Source organism: Chryseobacterium tongliaonense (genome assembly GCF_041224435.1).
GTDB lineage: Bacteria > Bacteroidota > Bacteroidia > Flavobacteriales > Weeksellaceae > Chryseobacterium > Chryseobacterium tongliaoense.
On sequence record NZ_JBGFFD010000005.1, the window covers coordinates 86,759 to 103,138 of the forward strand.

Annotated in this window: 11 protein-coding genes and 1 tRNA gene; 8 read left to right on the forward strand and 4 right to left on the reverse strand. The window is 30.5% G+C overall.

All coding sequences use genetic code 11. The annotated features are described in order from the left end of the window. Window positions 1-10: 10 nt before the first annotated feature. Both mtgA and AB8P06_RS12190 read right to left on the reverse strand, forming a co-directional pair. The gene (mtgA, locus tag AB8P06_RS12185; RefSeq protein ID WP_369842108.1) at window positions 11-655 is read right to left on the reverse strand and encodes a monofunctional biosynthetic peptidoglycan transglycosylase; all 645 of its coding nucleotides are present in this window, start codon (window positions 653-655) and stop codon (window positions 11-13) included. A gap of 43 nt (window positions 656-698) precedes the next feature. Continuing rightward, window positions 699-1,745 carry an ABC transporter substrate-binding protein gene (locus tag AB8P06_RS12190; RefSeq protein ID WP_369842109.1) on the reverse strand — a complete coding sequence of 349 codons (1,047 nt, stop codon included), beginning with the start codon at window positions 1,743-1,745 and terminating at the stop codon, window positions 699-701. 47 nt (window positions 1,746-1,792) lie between these two features. On the opposite strand from AB8P06_RS12190, the gene AB8P06_RS12195 reads away from it, so the two are divergent. After that, window positions 1,793-1,866 (forward strand) — tRNA-Arg (locus tag AB8P06_RS12195). Window positions 1,867-2,055: 189 nt separating this feature from the next. On the opposite strand, the gene AB8P06_RS12200 is transcribed toward AB8P06_RS12195, so the two are convergent. Further along, window positions 2,056-2,220, reverse strand: a complete 165-nt coding sequence (locus AB8P06_RS12200) for a PTS sugar transporter subunit IIBC (protein WP_076350970.1) — start codon at window positions 2,218-2,220, stop codon at window positions 2,056-2,058. Continuing rightward, on the reverse strand, window positions 2,207-3,697 hold the full coding sequence (locus tag AB8P06_RS12205) for a recombinase family protein (RefSeq protein WP_369842111.1): 1,491 nt from the start codon (window positions 3,695-3,697) through the stop codon (window positions 2,207-2,209). The genes AB8P06_RS12200 and AB8P06_RS12205 overlap by 14 nt, the downstream gene beginning before the upstream one ends. A 512-nt stretch (window positions 3,698-4,209) precedes the next feature. Here AB8P06_RS12205 and AB8P06_RS12210 point away from each other — a divergent pair. The 7 genes from AB8P06_RS12210 (at window position 4,210) to AB8P06_RS12240 (ending at window position 16,356) form a co-directional block, all read left to right on the forward strand. Continuing rightward, window positions 4,210-4,956, forward strand: a complete 747-nt coding sequence (locus tag AB8P06_RS12210) for a hypothetical protein (protein ID WP_369842113.1) — start codon at window positions 4,210-4,212, stop codon at window positions 4,954-4,956. A gap of 25 nt (window positions 4,957-4,981) precedes the next feature. Beyond that, entirely contained in the window at window positions 4,982-7,444 is a 2,463-nt protein-coding gene (locus AB8P06_RS12215; protein WP_369842115.1) for a hypothetical protein, read from the forward strand. Between the two features lie 432 nt (window positions 7,445-7,876). Then, window positions 7,877-9,880, forward strand: coding sequence for an ATP-dependent nuclease (locus AB8P06_RS12220; protein ID WP_369842116.1), 2,004 nt, complete (start codon window positions 7,877-7,879; stop codon window positions 9,878-9,880). Next, on the forward strand, window positions 9,873-11,678 hold the full coding sequence (locus tag AB8P06_RS12225; protein ID WP_369842118.1) for a UvrD-helicase domain-containing protein: 1,806 nt from the start codon (window positions 9,873-9,875) through the stop codon (window positions 11,676-11,678). The genes AB8P06_RS12220 and AB8P06_RS12225 overlap by 8 nt, the downstream gene beginning before the upstream one ends. Before the next feature lie 413 nt (window positions 11,679-12,091). Further along, entirely contained in the window at window positions 12,092-13,381 is a 1,290-nt protein-coding gene (locus AB8P06_RS12230) for a hypothetical protein (RefSeq protein WP_369842120.1), read from the forward strand. A gap of 72 nt (window positions 13,382-13,453) precedes the next feature. After that, window positions 13,454-15,100 carry a DUF6035 family protein gene (locus tag AB8P06_RS12235; protein ID WP_369842121.1) on the forward strand — a complete coding sequence of 549 codons (1,647 nt, stop codon included), beginning with the start codon at window positions 13,454-13,456 and terminating at the stop codon, window positions 15,098-15,100. A gap of 71 nt (window positions 15,101-15,171) precedes the next feature. Next, window positions 15,172-16,356, forward strand: a complete 1,185-nt coding sequence (locus AB8P06_RS12240) for a phospholipase D family protein (RefSeq protein WP_369842123.1) — start codon at window positions 15,172-15,174, stop codon at window positions 16,354-16,356. Window positions 16,357-16,380: the final 24 nt, after the last annotated feature.

The window sequence follows — 16,380 nt, forward strand, 5'->3', positions numbered from 1 at the left end:
TACAAAGATACTATTTCAAACTTACATTTCTCATTTGTCTCATGATCCAGTTATGTTTCTTTCTTAAATATGCCGACGGATTTTTAGGGTCATATTTCTTCGGATTGGGCAATACAGCAGCGATCCAGGCAGCTTCTGAGCTTGTAAGGTTCTTTGAGGATTTTCCGAAATAATATTCAGCGGCAGCTTCCACACCGAAAACACCCTGCCCCATTTCTATTGAATTCAGGTATCTTTCAAGGATAATATCTTTAGTCCATACTTTTTCAATAATGAAGGTGTACACTGCCTCCAATCCTTTTCTCAGCCAGCTTCTTCCCTGCCAGAGAAAAATATTTTTTGCCGTTTGCTGTGATATGGTGCTTCCACCTCTTACTTTTTTGCCTTTTTCATTGTTTTTCATAGCCTTTTCAATGGCAACATAATCGAAACCATTATGGATAAAAAACTTCTGATCTTCAGAAGCAATCACTGCTTTTTTCACATTATCTCCCATTTCATCATAGGAAATATAATCTCTCTGCAACCTTCCGTATTCAAAAAGGCCACCGATCTGGGTTATTGTAATGGGTGGGTTTAAAAATCTACCCCAGATAATGAATACTACATTCAGTATGATAACAATGAACAGAAACTGTTTTATTTTTTTCCACATATCTTTAAAAAAAGGAACTGCAAAAATAAACAAATAGTCTGAGTTATTGCAATTCTTTCATATAGGTAAACTGATAATCCGGAAGAAGCTCAGGGTGAAAAATCTTAATATAGTCTTTAAGAACAAGATCGGACCTTACAACACCGCTTTCAAAAAAATCATTCGCTTTTAATCTTTCCTTTCCCGTAATCACATAGATCTTACCTTTATTGAATACTTCCAGTTTTCCGTAGAATGCGTTCATGCTCAGCATTTCTTTTTTAGAGGTATGATTTCCTGCGTTTACCCAATATTGTACGTTTCCGGATTTTGCATATACTTCTTCAAAGCTCATCGGCAAAGCCTTTTCATCCGTATTGTTTTTCAGAATATATTCCGCATTGGCATCTGAAATATAGTTGGCTACAGCCGTTTTTCCTCCAGGAAGATACCAGACATCACCATACATTTCATTGGCTAAAACCATAGGTTTTGTCTTAGCTTTTACTGCCAGCTGTTTCAGTTCGTTATAATTTTTTTCAATTTCATTATATTTTATTCCGGCTTCTTTGTCTTTCCCGAAAAGTTTTCCAAAAAGCTTTAAATAGGCTGTTTTTTCAAGAGGTTTCTGTTCCATGAATTCATCCAGGAAAATCACCTGAATCCCGTTATTTTTCAATAGCTGATAGGTATTATCAAAACTTGCGATATAATTGGTGAAAATAGCATCTGGTTTCAGGGAAATAATTTTTTCCACATCATATTTCTGCTCGCTGCCTACATTTTGAATTTTTCCTTCTTTGATCAGGTTCAGAATTTTTTCGGAATAAATATATTCAGGGCTGGATACTCCGATGATTAAATTTTCTGCTCCGAGTTCTGTAATATAGCCTGCCATACTTGCATTCAGTAAAACAACTTTTTTGAAAGGGATGGTTTCCGATTTAAAATCATAGGTGAAATTTCCTGATTTTAATTGCAGGATATTGTTGTTTTCTTTGTATTGAAGCCTGTGCGAGATGGAAGTCCATTCCGAAGGTGAATTTTTTTGTTCTCTTTTACAGGAAATTAGCGTGCAAAACGCGATTAATAATAAAATTTTCAGTTTCATATTTCAAAGAAAAGAAAAAAGTGTTATATTTGCAAACCTTTAATCAAGGCCTCGTGGCGCAACTGAATAGCGCATCTGATTACGGCTCAGAAGGTTACAGGTTTGAATCCTGTCGAGGTCACTTAAGGAGACAACTATTTGATAGTTGTCTCTCTTTTTTTACGCATAAATATCTCTATATCACACTTTTACGACATGATATTTTATGGTTTGAATTTTTGATGTGAAATTCCTAGTCCATCTGAAACAGACAGTCTAAAAGTGCTCTATCAGAGATTTCATCGGTATTGAAGCATAGTTTGAAATCCCATTAAGGTTCTAATATTTTTTTCTCTTTCGGTTTATCATAATTTTTTGATACTAAATATAGTAATTCCAATATAATTTTAGCTTCCTTCTCATTTACCTGAATTCCATTCTTGGCAAGAAGAATGATTGCTTGCTCAACTGAAACATTTTTATCAATGAAATTCATTTTTCTTATTAGGTTTTCGGTTAATTTTTTTTAATAATATTTTTGAAAATGCTTGATTCAAGTCCAAAGAGAGATCTCCTGTTTTATAATCAATATCAACTGGTGGAATAAGACTCACAAGACTTTTTTTATCTGAGATGTCAAACTCGGAAAATTTTCGAAAAACTTCGACTAATTCTTTATCTTCTATTTGATTCTTTTTATCAATAGCTTTTAATTTAAGAAAAATATCACGCGCTTCCTTCTTAAGATGCCTAATGTTAACTTGATTCTTTTTTTTTAATTCATTATAGTCATCAATTTTTAATACTCCTGCTAAAAACAACTTTCTGCCTTGAGAAAGAACTTGCCCCTCTTCTTTTATTTTTCTCTCAATTAAATTTTGATTGTACAAATAACTTGCTTTCAGTGTCTTTATATTCTGGTCTTGTAAAATACATTTAAATAAGTCAATTGTATTATTTGACAGTATTAATTGCTGAAGCTTATTTTGATAACAATCATTCAGAAAAACTGCGTTTATCCTTGTCCTACAGCGATCATGACAATGATAATATGGGTATTTTTTTGAACTTCCTTGTGCAATACTTCCAGTGAGTTTTCGATCACAAACAGGACAAATCAAAAAACCTCTAAGAAAAAACATTGCTTTTAAATCATCCCTTTTAGCTGTAGTTTTTCTTTTTGTATTAATGACAGACTGAACCTGATAAAATAACGATTCAGATATTAAAGGTTCATGCAAACCTTTTATCATTTGTTCTTCATTAGATTTAAGTTTGACTGATATAAGACCACAATAAACTGGATTCCGTAAAATTCTGAAAAAGTGTGACCGTGAGCATATCAATCCCTTCTCATTAGCCATTCTCATGATTTCAGAAATCTTATGATCGTTCTGGGCAACTTGATGAAAAGTCCACTTTATAATATCCGCTTCAGGTTCTTTAGGAGCAATAGTTTTTTTACCATCCATTAATGTCAAATTAATAAATCCGATAGGTGCTTTATTAGGATACCTACCCATCAACTTCGCTCGACGAATTCCATTTGCTGTATTTTGAGCCCTTCTGGTATTTTCCGCCTCTGGAACAGCTAAGTATACAGCCAACATAACCGTGCTTTCCGGCACAGAGAAATCAATTGGTTGATCAATAGCCATCGCTATCGTTTTATATTTTCGAAGCTTTCCAATCATTTCGTAAGCATATTCAACATTCCGGCTAAATCGGTCCCACTTGATAAATAATATGTTCTTATCTTCTCCTGATGATTTCTTTTTAATTTCTGAAAATAATTCTTTCCACTCTGGCCGGTTGAAATTTTTGGCTGAGTAGTCTTCGCGATAGATTCCTTTGACTTCGATATTGTTATATTTACAATATTTCAATAATCTATCCTCCTGCTCTGGTAGAGAGTAACCTTTTCTTTTTTGTTCGTCTGTACTTACACGGACATATAAATAGGCTGATTTCATATAATTAATGTATTTATTTGATTTACAAATTAAAAAAATATGAAATAAAAAACTCTATACCCATTATAGTATTGAATTTACATTGTAACTATAGACTCTAATAAATTGCTAAATATATTTTAGGAGTCAACTCAATTTGATTTCAATTACGGATTCCCATAAAAAGTTCATATAAAATAGATCTATTTTTGCTAAATCAGCAGGCTCATCAGAATGATGATAATGAAAGAAATCAAACCGGTAGTTATACCTTCGATCCATGTGAAGGATTTTTTGTCTCATTTTCTTACGATTAATTAAACATTATAGCAATGTACTTACAAGACTTCTACCACAATAAGACTTAGAATTGTAAAGAATCCACTTTTTGAACGGATGTTGATTTATTCAAAGTGATTGGTGAATTTTTATAAATCATAATTGATGCTGTAAAAATTAAGCTACGAAATTGCTAAATTTACTTTTTGCAGTAAAATGTATAATTCAAATTATAGATCTAATAAAATAGTTTAATGAGAAATGCATATAGCGGTTATACTTATCAAAAACATATAACTCAGCTTTTATTGTCCATAATGGATGTAGAAAGGATTATTTCAAAAATTGAAATCGAAGCAAAAGTTAATGATAACTTCGATGATCTATTACTTTCTATTAATAATGAAAAATATAGTTTTCAGATTAAGGATTTTGACAATGTAAAATTAGATCAACTTATTATTGAAGATAAAAATTTAATAATCAAAGGAAAGGCTCATAAACTTTCTAACAATAAAAACATTCTTTTTTTAAAGGAAATTGATATTGTTCCGAATGACAAAATTTTAAATTTTGATTGCTTTAAAAATGACAATTTGTATATCATCTCAATGAGCCGGACTGATGTAGATCTCTTTATTGATGATTTATATAGTGGAAACTTAAATAGGAAATATGAGATTGAAAATTATTTAAGTAAAACACTCGATAACAGAGTATGGCTGATTGACAGGTCTGACTTGCCTAGCTTAAAAACTTATACTACGGATCTCCAACAAGAATCTGTAAAAATTAATCATACGCTTGTTGAATTTGAGAAATTATTATTAATTGAAGGTAAACCTGGAGTTGGGAAAAGTCATTTTGTAAATTCACTTGTTGAAGTATACCCTCTAAATATATTATACCGATTTTGGATAAGGAAACCAGGAGTCCAATTATTTAGAGAGATTAAAATTTCAAAACTTTTTACAAGATTTAAATGTAAAGCTGTTTCATGATCTAAAAAAGAAAGAGATTTCTATTTTGTTTAAAGAGATTGAAAAGAGAAAATTAACTTTTATCATCGATGGTTTAGATCATATCGAAAATTATAATAGCAGTGAGCTTCCTAGATTTATACAATTTATAGAAGAATTAAAAGAGTATTGCAAAGTTATCGTATTGTCAAGACCACTGGTTGCTAAGTTAGATTGGAAAAAACATATTTTAGAAAACTGGAATAAAAAGCAAACTGAGTTTGTTTTAGAGGAATTGTTTCATATTACTGATTACAATATTCAGAAACAAATTTTCTATGTGACCCAGGGCTATCCTATTCTCGTAAAATACGTTACAGAATTTTATAAACTAAATAAAAAGCTTCCAGAAACTGAGCAACTTCAAGATATTGATAGTTTTTATGAGGGCATAATCAAAAATGAAAAAGGAAAATATTCTCTTTCTATTTTCTTATGTACGAATTCTTATCTAATGTATTCAGAATTAGAACTCTTTTTAGGGGAATCTAAATATTATGTTGAGGAGTTCATAGATGAACATCCTTACCTATTCGACACCAAGCTGAATAGAATTGCTTTATTTCACGATAGTTTCAATACTTATCTTCGTAACACGTCTACCAATTACAAAATACTGAATGACAAAGCAACCGACTTGGTATATGATTCAATAATGAACTTAGACAAAAGATTTCTCTCACGATTTTCTTTATTTAAACTTACTAGTCAACAGAGAAAAGAAATAGCCAGAAAATTTAGTAACATAGCCATTTTTGAAGAAATAATAAAAGGCAGTATCGATATTGAAGCAATAAGGACTTTTTATTTTGATTTAAGAGATTGCATGTCTGACTATAAGTCTGATGATTTTGAAATTTCACATTATTATGATCTCTCACTTATTATAAACCTAATTTACAGAGATCATATTTCAACACCGGATGGCTTTCTTTATACCTATACCCAATCACTATTATTTAACGGATATTCGGAGGAGGACATCACCAGTTCAGGATATTTATTTGGAATGTTGTTTTATGTAAGAACCAGTAATCCAATTTTGCTTTACAATAAGGTGTCGAATGATAATTATTCAACCGACCATTTTCATATAAGACTGGAGGGAGATGTTGATAAAGAAGAATGTTTTTTTATCAGAAATGAGAAAGCTTTCACAAAAACAAAAATCATTAAAGCTCTTAAAGATAGGCGCTATTTTAGTGATTATCTGAAATGGATCATGGAAAATCTTTTTATTCATCAAAAGAGATTTCAAGGGCTTGAAGAATTAAGTGATTCAGTAGATCTCTTTTTAGAAGGTTTTGAGTCACGAGGTGCCATAAAGTTGGCTAAATTTTTAGATAGATATCCTGATACCTTTTACTATGCTGACTGGTATTTGAATGATGTAAAAAAGAATTTAATCGCTGCAGGTTATGAGGTTAGTAATATAGAAGAGAATGAATACAATCATTTAACTTTGGCAGAATTCATCTTAAAAAATAAAGAAATAGGAAGTTTTAATTTAAGTACTAAAATTCATGAATACATTAGATTGGCTTTGCATCGAAAGAAAAAAATCGATATATCAAGTATCTCATTGTTATGGACTAAATATTACAACAGGAAAGATTATACATTTTATGGTTTGCCAAAAGCATTTAAAGCACTTAATAAGAATAATTATTTGACATTGGATGAATGCATTAATATCATTACAAAAATCCAAGATATTTCAGAGAAAGGTTATAGACATTTGCTAGGGGAATTTATTGAATTGTATGAGCCATCTGAAATAATGAAGTGTCTAGAAAAGTTCAACCTGAATCAACTTTCATTACAATGGTTCGTGCTTCCGACAAATTACATTAATATTTTTTCCGACAAAATGTATAATTTCGCTATAAGAGGTTTACTACAAGAGAATAGAAGCGGATCAGTTGATATTGATGATATAAGAAACGGATTATTATCTAACAAATTTAGAGATATTGAATTACAATTTAGTATTTCAAAAACTAAAGTAAGGGTTGAAAAATCGGATGACATTATTACAAAGCTTCAAGGTTCTAAAATTTTACTTGATGTATATGTTGAAAGGGGAAAAGATAGGTATGACAAAACAAGTGAGCAACGATTTAACGAAGGATATATATATGAGGGTGATTTTGATTTGATTAAAGAAAAAAAAGTAACGCCTTCGGAAGCGGCTATGCTAGCTGATAGTAATTCATCATCTTTAGTTTTTACTGAACTATTCGAGATATTTGATAAAGATGAAGTAACTAGTAATTTTACTGAAATATTATATAATGTAATAATTGGAAAAACTTGGAGGGGAGAATATAGCTATCTACTCTATTATACCTCTGGACATGTTTTGTATATGATTGATAAGTATCGTAACAATGAGGAATTTGATGATGCTGTAAAAAGTTTTAAAAAATTCACTCAATTATCTTTAATCGAAATCAATTGGTCTCAGTAAGCCTCAGTTTGCCCAAAAAAACGCATTTTAGAAATTACTGTTATATTTATATTAAACGTAAAATTTTTATTCATAAGAATAATTCTATTTCAAAAAATAATTATAATTTTAGATAATAACCATTGAAGAGTAATCATGTTAATTATTAGGAATTTAGAATGCGAAAGCTTTTTGGATGCAGAAACAAATTGCGTTAATATTAGATCTACAATAAATCAGGGAATACCAAACGATTTGGTGATTGAGTGTTTCATAGAATATAGGTATATAACAAAATTTCCCTTAGGAACAAAATTTATTACTAATGTCCCTTTTTCAACATTTTATCAATAAAATACAATAGTTAAATGTATTATCAAACTACAAACTATTGAAATCAGATTATTTACTAAGAAAGAGAAATATCCATTTCATTAAACACTACCCTATTAAATGTATATCAAGCACCTATCAATCAAAAGATTTCGTTCTATAAAGGAACTAAATATATCTTTCAACAAAGAAGTAAATGTCATTATTGGACCTAACAACGCTGGAAAAACCGCAATTATTGATGCTTTGAGAATTTGTTTAGGATTAGGAAGTCAAATCAGAGAAATTGGGATAAAAAATGATGAGGATTTCTATTTAGATACATCTAACCCAGATTACATATTGGAGCCAATTGAATTTCAGTTAATCTTTGAAATTGAATGTGCAGAAGACCGTCAGTACTTTACTAGTTTGTTATGGCAAAATCCCGATATTCCAGAAGAAGTCGACTTAAGATTAAATTTAACCTACTGGCTAGAGCCTAATGCAAATGGAAAACGTTTAAAATGGTCACATTGGGGAGGTGAATCAAGTACTCTAGATTCAAATGAGCTACAGTTGTTGTATTATACTTATTTGGCCCCATTGAGAAATGCTGAATATGAGCTTCGTCCTTATTCAAAAGACAATAAAGTATCTTCTTTATTCAGAGAAATGTCGAAATATTCAAAGACCCAAATCGTAGAAGGTAATCCATCAACAATTGACCAAATCCTAGACGATGACCATAAATTTGCTTTAGCTACAAAACTTGAAAATGTAGTGAATGATGATGAGTGGTCTGGTTTAATTAAATCAGGAGAAAATTTAGTAAACAAGCATTTGGAGAAATCTGATATAGCAAACAAAAATCCAAAAGTTAAAATTGGACTGACTAACTTCAAGTATAATAATATCGTCAAAGGAGTTGTAACTAGTAAACAGATTTACTCAGATTCCATTGTTGCTGCGGACTTGACTAAACAAAGATATTTTGATATATCTCAAAATGGATTGGGAGAAAACAACATAATTTTTTCTGCAACTGTTTTTGGCGATATTGAAAATAGAAGGATAGAAAAGAAAGAGCATTATTATGCAATGCTTATTGAGGAACCTGAAGCACATCTTCATCCTCAAAGACAAAATACATTCTTTACTTATCTCAATGAATTAAAGGATTTTGGAGTCCAAATCTTTATGACATGTCATTCACCTACAATAACTGCCAAAACATCTATCCAAAATCTTCATGTTCTTCAAAATCTAAATCATGAAGTAAAAGTGGTTAGTGTAAAAAATATAAATTTAGAACCTAAGAACACTAGTTATCTGGGAAAGTTTCTCGATGTCACTAAATCACAATTATTCTTTTCAAATGGAACCATATTAGTCGAAGGAATTTCTGAAGCACTCTTACTTCCTATTCTTTCAAAGAGAATGGCACCGCCTGGAAAATATGGTATCGAAAAAAATGGCATTGAATTAGTCAATATTGACGGGGTTGCGTTCGAACCTTTTGCCAAACTATATAATCCAGGTGATGAGGATAAGCGGCTTGCTACAAGATGTCTTATTATTACAGACGACGACAGAGGAATTATATCAGCAATTGATTTCCAATCTATCGAAGAGGGAATAGATAAAATTACTTCTAAAGCAATTATTAAGCATCTTCAAACTCTCGATTTATTAGATTCAACTAATAGAATTATACTTGGTACTAACCTTTCTGAAATGGAGGTGCCAGGGCTGGAGACAAAAATGACTTTTATTAGAGCTCAAATAGAAGCTAAAATAAACAATCCGTCAGCAAGAGCAATCAAAGCAACCGGGTTTGAAAAAAACAATCTCAAAACAGTAACTGCTGAGATTACTTTTGAATACGAATTAATGATTTCTGGAAACAATATTAATCTCATATCGAGCCTCTATGCCTTTATGCATACTGGTACGACATTCTTGAATTCAACTCATTCGAAAGAAGAACGTGCAAGAGAGATTCTTATTCTCTTAAATAATTTTAAGGATAAATCTGAATTGGCTCAGCAAATTGCATACAATATTGAGTTTGAACCCGATTGGAATGGGTTTGTAGCTCCTCAATATATTATTGATGGAATAACTTGGTTGATAGATGGATAAGGTAGCTGAGATTTTATCTAACTTATCTGAGGAGCAAAAGCAAATTGCTCAATTTGATAAAGGACTTTGTGTTGTTCGAGCATGCCCGGGTAGTGGTAAAACATATTCTGTAGCGTCGAGAATTGCATTATTATTTGCTAAAAATCACTTTAGCAAAAAAGGAATCGCTGCATTATCATTTACGAACGTTGCTGTTGACGAAATCAGAGAAAAACTATCCGATAATTTCTCACTTAACGGAATTAGCCATCCTCATTTTATAGGAACCTTAGATAGCTTCATCAATCAATTCATATTCCTGCCTTTTGGACATTTAATTATGGAATGTCCCAATCGGCCGGAACTGGTTGGTGAGCCACATTCTACATGGAGTATCAAAAAATATCCTCAAGATTATGCTCAATATTTTGATAAAACAACTTTCGATATAAATGATAAATTAATTCAACGTGCACCTGCCCAGTCCTTTCATTTTCCGTGGAAATATTATAACATCTCAGGTGCTATCAATGGTAATATTCAAAACATTATTAACTCAAAATTGGAGTTTTTCAAAAAGGGCTATGCAACTCAAGCCGATGCTAATTACCTTTCCTTAAAAATATTAATGAAGTATCCGAAAATAGCAGAGTCAATAGCAAAGAAATTTGAATATTTTATAATTGACGAGGCTCAGGATACTGATGAAATTTTAATGGCAATAATCGATATTTTTAATTCAAAAGGAGCTGAAAACATTATGTTGATTGGTGACAGAGATCAAGCTATTTTTGAATGGAACAATGCTAAACCCCACCTTTTTGATGAAAAGTATGTTGCATGGAACAAAATTGAATTGATCGAGAACAGAAGAAGTTCTCAATTAATATGTGACTTTACTAAATATCTATCTTCGTTTAATTCTACAGTCGCAATTACACCCGGAATTCTTGATTTTAGATTTAAGCCTTTAGTTAATGGTTACTTAAAAGAGAAGAAAGCATCCCAAAAAGATCCTTCTGTAGTTACCATTGAAGAAAGCATAGCTTCTTTTAACAGTGTTTTAGAAACTTTCTTAAAACAATGCACGGAGAACGGCATTGAAATTTCGCAAAAAAATGTTGCAGTGCTATATCGTGGCAAAGCCAAAGTAAATTTTCTCGGATTGACTCCTGTTCATTACGAAAATAGTATGGATTGCTGGGAACCAAGAAATCTCTTTGTAAAAACAATTATTAGAGGTAAGCTCTTATACGATTCAGGGCTTTTTATAAAAGGCTACAAACTCATGGAGAGAGGTTTGATAGAATACAAAAGGCAAAATGACACAAATAGTCTTATTGTTAATAATGAATACGTCCAAACGATTATTAGTGAAAAAGGGTTTATGACATATCGGAAAGGAATTCATCAAGTGATGGATAAGCTACCAACAACAAAAGACAAAACTATTTCAGCATGGATAAAGGAAGCAAATCGTAATTTGAGAAAACCATTCGTCATCAAGACTGGAACTGGACAAGATTTAATTTCAGAATATTTCGGTGAAACAGATACGAATGTTCAACCATTTGAATTTTATCATGGTACAATTCACTCGGTTAAAGGAAGGTCATTTGATGCGGTTCTTATTCTACTATCTAAAAAATCAGGTTTTAATTACGCTACCATGCTAAAAAAAGATAAAAGTGCCCTGAGCGAAAAAGAACAGGAAGAATTGAGAATTATCTATGTTGGAATGACAAGACCAAGGAAGATACTCCAATTAGCTGTCCCCACAGATGATGTTGACCTCTGGACATCCAAATTCAATGTTTAAAATCTATGATTGAAGTAACTATGACGAGTACAAAAAATATATAAAATTCTTATTATGAAATTTTTAGTATCAAAAAACACACCCTTGCATTTTATTACCGTAAACAACCAATATTTTATCAATCGTTAAGATGTAAAACAATTATTCCAGCAAATCAAACTGACTTATAAGACAAAATCTTCCGGAAATGTGTTTGAAGAGCATCTTTTTAAGTTTATACGTAAAGACAATATTTATATACTGCTTATTTTCAACCACATAACTCTAAAACATTTTCTATATCAGCAAAAAAAGAGTTTGGATAGCGTCCTGTCAAGTCCCTATGAGATGATTAAACATAAAATGGATTTGGATAAATATAATTTTTAAGTCTTACTTTTTATTAACCAAAACAATGAATAAAATTATTTATAATGGATAGTCAAATTAGAGGAACCGACGGAGAAGAATTTGTTAATCAGTTAGCCTTCTCAACATTTTTTAAGTATTGGTGCTACCCAAGTCCAAAATTGGAAAATGGTAATAAAAAAGAAATCTGTGATTTACTAATTATTTTCAAAGATATAGCCATAATCTTTTCAGTAAAGAATTATGAATTTAAAGGTAATCATATTCGTTATTTCAACAATACTATTTCCAAAGCTACGAAGCAAATCAATGGGGCTTACAAAACTTTATTTTCAAGCAATGAAGTTCGAATAAAACATCCTGATAAACAATTTGAAGAAATTTTCCCTAAAGATTCTATTAAAAAAACCTTTAGAATTATAGTAAATTTAGGTGAGAATGTCAAATTTTATCCATTCAGCTCAATTACCAATAATGGTGATTTTATAACATTATTTGATAGAGACTCTTTTGAAACAATTATCAGAGAATTAGATACAGTCCCGGACTTTATTGATTATATTGAAAAAAGGGAAAAGCTTTTTAAAGATAAATTTACCATTATTCTTCCTGCCAAAGAAGATGACTTTTCAGTTGAAACGCAGAAAGAATTCTTTTCAATAACAGAAAATAGCTTTGACAATAACACAAAAACAGTCCTACTATCAGGCACTGAGAAAGATTTATTAGCTCACTTTTTTGAGAATAAGAGAGAGTTTCCTGATATTTTAAATGGTGAAACAGTAAATGGATTCTATTTAGTCATAGACAATAAATGGAATGAATTTATTTCAAAAAAAAGATTTGAAAACAAAAAAGAAGCCGACAAAATAAGTTATTTCGTTGATGGATTTGTTGAGAATGAATTATTAATAAATATTACTCCATACAGAGAAGAATTAGCAAAACACTTATTATCATTTGATCGTCTAACAAGGCGATCAATTGGAGAGAGTTATTTTGATTTTCACAGTAACAATGCTAATAATACAGGATTACGTTTCGGAAGAAGGCTGGTAGACTTCGGAAAAATAGGAATTCTATTCACGAGCTATACAGAAGAAATGACTGATGAGATGTTCAATACATTGAATAATTTAGCTGTTGAGTCATTTAATGTTTATACAAAGTATCAATATCCCACCATTATTTTAATTTCAACAAATAAAAATCATTTTCTAAAATTTGGCTTAATCGAAAATATTAAGCCCTACCCAAAAGAATATGAGGAGTTAGTAAAAAATGATATAAAAACATTAGGTTGGTTTACTGATTTAACAGAAGGAAAGTTTACAAATAAGGAATTCCCAGAATGATAAAATTATAGATCAAAAAAACTAGAAATACAAATAAACAATAATCTTAATAATTGAAAAACATTCATTTAGATGAAAAAAAGTGAACGATTAATCAGTCTTGCTCGCGATAAAATTACTCTAAATCTATTGGATGCTAATGTAATTTTCGAAATTAATAGAACAGTTGATTCTGACATCAGAAGATTGATTGGTGAAAAAAAGATAATTCCCATATGTGTTGAATGTGAACAAGGTTTGGCTCTATCTAAAAGTATATATGATCGTCATTTTTTCAAGCATTTACCCAAGCATTCTTACTGCTTATTATCTGATAATTCTTTGACACCACAGCAACAGAACGAATATATTGAAATTACAAAAATAAATGAGTCTGACAGGCATAAACATCTTAAAAATAGAATTGGAAACTTAATTTCAACAGTAGAAGGTGTTGACAAAAGCAGTATTGCAATAGACAATAAATTTATTTTCAGAAATGGCGAAAAAAGAAAACCCGATGTCTATTGTAAGTTCTTAGATTATCAAATTGTTTTCGAAATACAACTTTCCAAATTACCCTTATGGTATATTCTAAAAAGACATCAATTTTATAAGGAAAATAATATTTACCTTATCTGGGTCCTTGATAATTTTGATATAAAAAGCCAAGGCAGTTTTGAACTTGACATTAAGTATCTGAATACTTATCATAATTTTTTCAAACTTGATGAGTCTGCCGTTTCCTTGAGATTGCTTTGTGAATATAAAGAAGTTTATATTGACGATTTCATAGTAAAGAATAAGTGGAAACAAAAATCAGTTGAACTAAATGAACTGTCATTTGATTCAAAACAAATTCAAGCTTTTTATTATAATTTTCCCGTAAATCTTGCAAAAAAAGAAACTGAACTTATTCAATTATTAAGGAAAAAAGAAGATGATGAGTGGAATGCCCTTCAAATAAAAGAGGAGGAAGAGCGCAAAATTAAAATCGAGAAAATCATCCAACAGATTAAGAATGAAAAATCTAAGAAATTTTCTTCTTATCGGCTTGTTGATAACAAAATAAATGAGCTATCTTATTTAGAGGTTAAGGAACTTAACAATAATTTAGATTTTAAAAACAGGAAAAAATCCCCAATTATAAAGTGGATTCGAGAAACAAATGAATATAACTATAGTTTTTTGTTTTTCATTTTACAAAATAAAAATATTTACGTTAATATTAATCAATCAGATTCAATAGAGGAAACAGCATTTTTAGAGTTATATAAAAATGAGAAAATTCCTTCTCAACATTATATATGTAAACTTTTCTTTGAAATAGGATATCAACTACAAAAGAAAGATATTGAGTACATTAATCTATATTCAAAAAATAATAACTTCGAAAGTTATAAAATCTGGGATAGAGTCAAAAGCAGAAAACTTATACAGAAAGCATATGAAAAAGATACATTTTTATTCATTCTTGAATCTGCCAAACACAATCAAATAATAGGCTCTAAGCTTGCAAATTGGATAACATTTGGTAATAATGCAATTCAATTTTACAGTCAATATTGGGAATATATTGAACTAGCATTCAAAAAATATGGAATTTGGGATTTTATAATTGAACAAGACAGAAGAAAAACTTTCCACTCCAAACTAGAAAAACTTTATCAAAATTTCCCTAAGCAGGAATATGATGTGGATACAGTTGTAAAAGACCTTTATCCAGAAATTTTTAATTAGATTTTTATAAAAAATATATCCTAACAACCTAGCTTGAATATATCATTTAAGTTTTTTTAATTTAGCAATTAATGAAATTAATAATAAGCTCAAAACAATTAGTAAAAGAATTTAGTCGACTAACAAAGCAATATAAAAATTTTTATTGGACAGCAGCTTGGGCAGGTATAAATTCAAAACATTTTGACGAACTAGTAATAAATAAAGACAAAATAAGAAAAATCGTAATCGGAATTCATTTTTATCAAACACATCCTGACTTTATTAAAGCGTTCTTAGATCATAAAAACGTTCAATTTATGAATCAGCCAGAAGGAACATTCCACCCTAAATTGTATATATTTCATAATTCTGAGAAGGATTGGGAAATAATTATTGGCAGTTCAAATTTTACAAAGGAGGCTTTTGATAGAAATACTGAAGCAAATACATTAGTTTCTTGTTTAGATAACAATTCAGAAGAGTTTCTGCAAGCAGCTTTTAAACTTGTAGAGGAAAGCTGGAAAACTTCCAAAGTATTTTCAGAAATTGACCTTTTTCATTATAGAACAATTTGGAAAAATCAAAGGTCAAAAATAAAGAGCCTTTCGGGTTTATATGGTAGTGAAGAAAAAAACAGTAAGGCCATTCACGAAATCCCAGTAATCAATATGACCTGGTCAGAATTTGTCACAAGAATACATGAAGAAGATTCTCACGGACTTGAACGAAGATTAAAAGTAATTGAAATTTCACGCAAGCTGTTTAGTTCCAATGAACATTTTAGTGGGCTTAAAGAAAATGAGAGAAAATTCATAGCTGGCGCAAGAACAAATTATGCTGCTGACTGGGGATATTTCGGAAGTATGATTGGTCGTGGTGATTACGTTCACGAAATAATAGCAAACAATACAAATATCTCGTTAGCCCTCGACCAAATTCCTTTAAGTGGACAAATCACAAAATGTCATTATGATAATTTCGTAAAGTATTTTATGAAAGTATTTTCAGGCAATTATATAGGAGTTGCTTCAAGACTCTTAGCAATGAAAAGACCAGACGTTTTCTATTGCCTGACATCAAAAAATCAAAAAAGATTTTGTAATGAATTTGATGTGAGAAAATCAGATATTAATTACGAAGGATATTGGGAGCACGTCATTCAAAGAATATATGATTCTGAATGGTGGTTGAATCCAACAGTTTCTACAAATCAAGAACAGAAAATAAGTAATGCAAGAGCCGCATTTCTTGATGCAATCTATTACGAAGGATGAAGATAAATTTAAAAATCATCAATA

Excerpts from the sequence above, each read along its gene's own strand:
- mtgA (WP_369842108.1), bottom strand. The coding sequence starts at position 655 with ATGTGGAAAAAAATAAAACAGTTTCTGTTCATTGTTATCATACTGAAT.
- AB8P06_RS12190 (WP_369842109.1), bottom strand. The coding sequence starts at position 1,745 with ATGAAACTGAAAATTTTATTATTAATCGCGTTTTGCACGCTAATTTCC.
- AB8P06_RS12200 (WP_076350970.1), bottom strand. The coding sequence starts at position 2,220 with ATGAATTTCATTGATAAAAATGTTTCAGTTGAGCAAGCAATCATTCTT.
- AB8P06_RS12205 (WP_369842111.1), bottom strand. The coding sequence starts at position 3,697 with ATGAAATCAGCCTATTTATATGTCCGTGTAAGTACAGACGAACAAAAA.
- AB8P06_RS12210 (WP_369842113.1), top strand. The coding sequence starts at position 4,210 with ATGAGAAATGCATATAGCGGTTATACTTATCAAAAACATATAACTCAG.
- AB8P06_RS12220 (WP_369842116.1), top strand. The coding sequence starts at position 7,877 with ATGTATATCAAGCACCTATCAATCAAAAGATTTCGTTCTATAAAGGAA.
- AB8P06_RS12225 (WP_369842118.1), top strand. The coding sequence starts at position 9,873 with ATGGATAAGGTAGCTGAGATTTTATCTAACTTATCTGAGGAGCAAAAG.
- AB8P06_RS12230 (WP_369842120.1), top strand. The coding sequence starts at position 12,092 with ATGGATAGTCAAATTAGAGGAACCGACGGAGAAGAATTTGTTAATCAG.
- AB8P06_RS12235 (WP_369842121.1), top strand. The coding sequence starts at position 13,454 with ATGAAAAAAAGTGAACGATTAATCAGTCTTGCTCGCGATAAAATTACT.
- AB8P06_RS12240 (WP_369842123.1), top strand. The coding sequence starts at position 15,172 with ATGAAATTAATAATAAGCTCAAAACAATTAGTAAAAGAATTTAGTCGA.